The organism is Polynucleobacter sp. 35-46-11 (genome assembly GCF_002281105.1).
The window spans coordinates 1-3,773 of the sequence record NZ_NCFJ01000241.1; the positions used below are offsets into that span (position 1 = coordinate 1).

At 45.9% G+C, this 3,773-nt stretch carries 6 protein-coding genes; all 6 read left to right on the plus strand.

All coding sequences use genetic code 11. From position 1 onward, the window contains the following. Positions 1–79: 79 nt before the first annotated feature. Complete coding sequence (locus tag B7Y67_RS12690) at positions 80–649, plus strand: Fe-S cluster assembly transcription factor (RefSeq protein ID WP_293598962.1); 570 nt, start codon at positions 80–82, stop codon at positions 647–649. A gap of 78 nt (positions 650–727) precedes the next feature. Next, the gene (locus B7Y67_RS12695; RefSeq protein WP_215303912.1) at positions 728–1,948 is read left to right on the plus strand and encodes an IscS subfamily cysteine desulfurase; all 1,221 of its coding nucleotides are present in this window, start codon (positions 728–730) and stop codon (positions 1,946–1,948) included. A 57-nt stretch (positions 1,949–2,005) separates the two neighbouring features. Continuing rightward, a complete protein-coding gene (gene iscU, locus B7Y67_RS12700; protein ID WP_215301395.1) occupies positions 2,006–2,392 on the plus strand; it encodes a Fe-S cluster assembly scaffold IscU in 387 nt (128 codons plus the stop codon). Between the two features lie 19 nt (positions 2,393–2,411). Further along, positions 2,412–2,735: an iron-sulfur cluster assembly protein IscA gene (gene iscA / locus B7Y67_RS12705; protein WP_293598963.1), complete on the plus strand. Its 324-nt coding sequence runs from the start codon at positions 2,412–2,414 to the stop codon at positions 2,733–2,735. Continuing rightward, entirely contained in the window at positions 2,716–3,240 is a 525-nt protein-coding gene (hscB, locus tag B7Y67_RS12710; RefSeq protein ID WP_293598964.1) for a Fe-S protein assembly co-chaperone HscB, read from the plus strand. The genes iscA and hscB overlap by 20 nt, the downstream gene beginning before the upstream one ends. A gap of 18 nt (positions 3,241–3,258) precedes the next feature. Then, the coding region (locus tag B7Y67_RS12715) for an Hsp70 family protein (RefSeq protein WP_293598965.1) at positions 3,259–3,773 on the plus strand (515 nt) is incomplete at its 3' end.

A 3,773-nucleotide genomic window follows, 5' to 3' on the forward strand; every position in this document is an offset into this window, starting at 1 on the left:
TGGTAAAGTTGAGTGGAATGGTCGGGTATTACCCGCCCGACTGTTAGCTGTCCATAACAATCCATTACCAAGGTGACATATGAGACTTACAACCAAAGGCCGTTTTGCAGTAACCGCAATGATTGACTTAGCCCTGCGCGAGACGCACGGGCCTGTAACTTTGGCTGGAATTAGCCAAAGGCAGAAGATTTCCCTGTCTTACTTAGAGCAATTGTTCGGCAAATTACGCCGTTTCAATATTGTTGATAGCACTCGTGGTCCTGGCGGTGGTTACACCCTGGCCCGCAAGTCTGAAGAAATTAGTGTGGCAGACATCATTGTTGCCGTGGATGAGCCCTTAGACGCAACCCAATGTGGCGGCAAAGGGAATTGCCATAGTGATGAAGAAAGCCATGGCCGTTGCATGACTCATGATCTATGGTCTAACCTCAATGCCAAGATGGTGGAGTACCTCAGTTCCGTCTCTTTACGTGATTTAGTGCAGCAGCAATCTGGACGTGGAATCGTTTTGCACGATTTGCGCCCCAAGAAAATCAAGACTGAAAGTGCCAAGGCTGAAAAGCCATCATCAGCAGTTGCAGCAGTAAAAGAAGCCGCTCCGAAGCGACCTCTCGTAAATTCTGTTTTTAACCTGGCTCAGCAAAGTTAAGAGATTAACTTCTTAGTCTATTAATCGATAAGTAAAAAAATGAACGCACCACAAGAGATTCCTCAGCAGCCGATACCCATGTTTAGCCCTAAACACTTCCCGGTGTACATGGACTACTCAGCTACTACGCCGATTGACCCGCGTGTAGTGGACAAGATGTTGCCGTACTTGCGCGAGCAGTTTGGTAATGCAGCATCTCGCAGTCATGCCTATGGTTGGGCTGCAGAAGAAGCCGTTGAGTGGGCGCGTTCAGAAGTTGCTCAGCTAGTTCATGCAGATCCAAGAGAGATTGTGTTTACTAGTGGCGCTACTGAAAGTATTAACCTGGCACTCAAAGGTGCTGCTCACTTTTATAAAGAGCGCGGCAATCACATCATTACTGTGAAGACTGAGCACAAGGCCACCCTTGATACTTGCCGTGAGCTCGAGCGCGAAGGTTTTGAAGTAACTTATCTAGATGTTTTGCCAGATGGACTGATTGATTTTGCTCAGCTTGAAACGGCTATGAAACCGGGCACCATCCTGGCTTCGGTGATGTATGTCAATAACGAGATTGGTGTGGTGCAAGATATTCCGCGCATTGGTGAATTGTGCCGTTCCCGTGGTGTGATATTCCATGTGGATGCAGCGCAAGCTACTGGCAAAGTAGAAATCGACCTGGAGAAAACTAAAGTAGATTTAATGAGCTTTTCTGCTCATAAAACTTATGGTCCAAAAGGGATTGGCGCTTTGTTTGTTCGTCGCAAACCCCGTATCCGTATTGAAGCGCAAATACACGGTGGTGGACATGAGCGCGGTATGCGTTCAGGTACTTTAGCAGTTCACCAGATCGTAGGTATGGGCGAAGCCTTCCGTATTGCTCGCATCGAAATGGTTGAAGAGAACGCGCGCATTCGTGCATTGCGCGATCGCTTGCTGACTGGCTTGAAAGATATTGAAGAGGTCTATGTCAACGGCGACATGGATGATCGTGTTCCACATAACCTCAATATTAGTTTTAACTATGTTGAAGGTGAATCGATGCTGATGGCATTGAAAGATTTGGCTATCTCATCTGGATCTGCATGTACTTCAGCATCTTTAGAGCCTTCTTATGTACTGCGTGCGCTTGGTCGTAATGATGAATTGGCTCACAGCTCAATTCGTTTTACCTTGGGACGTTTTACTACAGAGCAAGAAGTGGATTTCACAATCAAATTAGTGAAAGAGAAAATTGCGAAGTTACGTGAGCTCTCCCCGCTTTGGGAAATGTTTAAGGATGGTATTGATCTCAGTACTATCCAGTGGGCGGCGCACTAAATCGTATTGAAGATAGTTAAGCTAAACAATAGATAAAAGAAATAACGAGGAAATACCATGGCATATAGCGACAAAGTAATTGATCATTATGAAAATCCCCGCAACGTCGGTTCTTTTGAGAAGGGCGACGACCAAGTGGGTACTGGCATGGTCGGTGCGCCAGCTTGTGGCGACGTCATGAAATTACAAATCCGTGTAAATGATCAGGGTGTCATTGAAGATGCCAAATTCAAGACTTATGGCTGCGGCTCTGCCATTGCATCTTCCTCATTAGTAACTGAGTGGGTTAAAGGTAAAACTTTGGATCAAGCTTTGGAGATTAAGAACTCCTTAATTGCGGAAGAGTTAGCTTTGCCGCCTGTAAAAATCCACTGCTCTATCTTGGCTGAGGATGCCATCAAGGCAGCAGTGGCTAATTACAAAGAAAAGCATCCAGCCAAGTAAAGATAAAGAGGCATTCATCATGGCAATTACCTTGACCGATAAAGCAGCAAAGCACGTACAGCGCAATTTGGAAAAGCGTGGAAAAGGTTGTGGCTTGCGCTTAGGTGTTCGCACGACAGGTTGCTCTGGCTTGGCTTATCAACTGGAGTATGTGGATGAGGCAGCTCCAGAGGATACGAAGTTTGAATCCAATGGCATCACCATTTTTATTGATCCCAAGAGTTTGGCCTACTTAGATGGCACTGAATTAGATTTTGTGCGCGAAGGTTTGAACGAAGGCTTTAAGTTTCAGAATCCGAATGTAAAAGATGAGTGTGGTTGTGGTGAATCCTTCCGCGTCTGACGATTACTTTCGTTTCTTTGGTTTAGATCAGCAATTCAATTTGGATTTGTCTGCATTAGATCAAGCTTATCTAGCAATTCAAAAAGAGGTGCACCCGGATCGCCATGCACGTGGTAGCGATACCGAGCAACGTTTGGCCATGCAAATGGCTACCTTAGCTAACACAGCCTTTCAGACTCTCAAGAACCCCGTTCAGCGCGGCCTTTATCTTTGCCAGCTTCATAATGTGGATGCTCGCTTAGAAACGAATACTGCTATGCCAGCCGCTTTCTTAATGAAGCAAATGGAGTGGCGTGAATATCTTGAAGATCATGATGAGGACATTAGCGCATTAGAAGCTTTAGCTGAAGAAGTTGAAGAATCCAAACGAGATACCTTGGCTGAAATCACACAAGCGATTGATGGAGCTAAGAACTATGAGCGTGCTGCCGAGTTACTGAGAGGCCTGCTGTTTATTGATAAGTTTGCGCTTGAGCTAGATGATGCTATCTCAGCCTTGGTATAGCTTTACACTCTAGTCCCCATGGCCTTATTACAAATCTCCGAACCTGGTAAGTCTCTTGCACCGCATCAGCGTCGGATTGCGGTGGGCATTGATCTGGGCACCACCAATTCCTTGGTGGCGATTGTGCGAGATGCATTGCCTAAAGTGCTTCCCGATTCAGAGGGGCGAGAATTACTTCCCTCGGTAGTACGTTACTTGCCTAATGGTAGAACTCAGGCCGGCTTTGAGGCAATTGAAAGCATTGTTTCTGATCCTAAGAACACGATTGTTTCTGTCAAGCGTTTTATGGGTCGCGGTATCGTCGATGTAGAAAACATTGAAAGTACTCCTTATGACTTTGTAGACGAGCCGGGCATGTTGAAGTTACGCACAGTGGCTGGTGATAAAAGTCCTATTGAAGTATCTGCAGAAATTCTGGCACGTTTGCGTCAATTGGCTGAAGACTCAGTGAATGATGACATCGTTGGTGCAGTTATTACTGTCCCCGCCTATTTTGATGATGCGCAACGACAAGCAACTAAAGATGCCGCTAA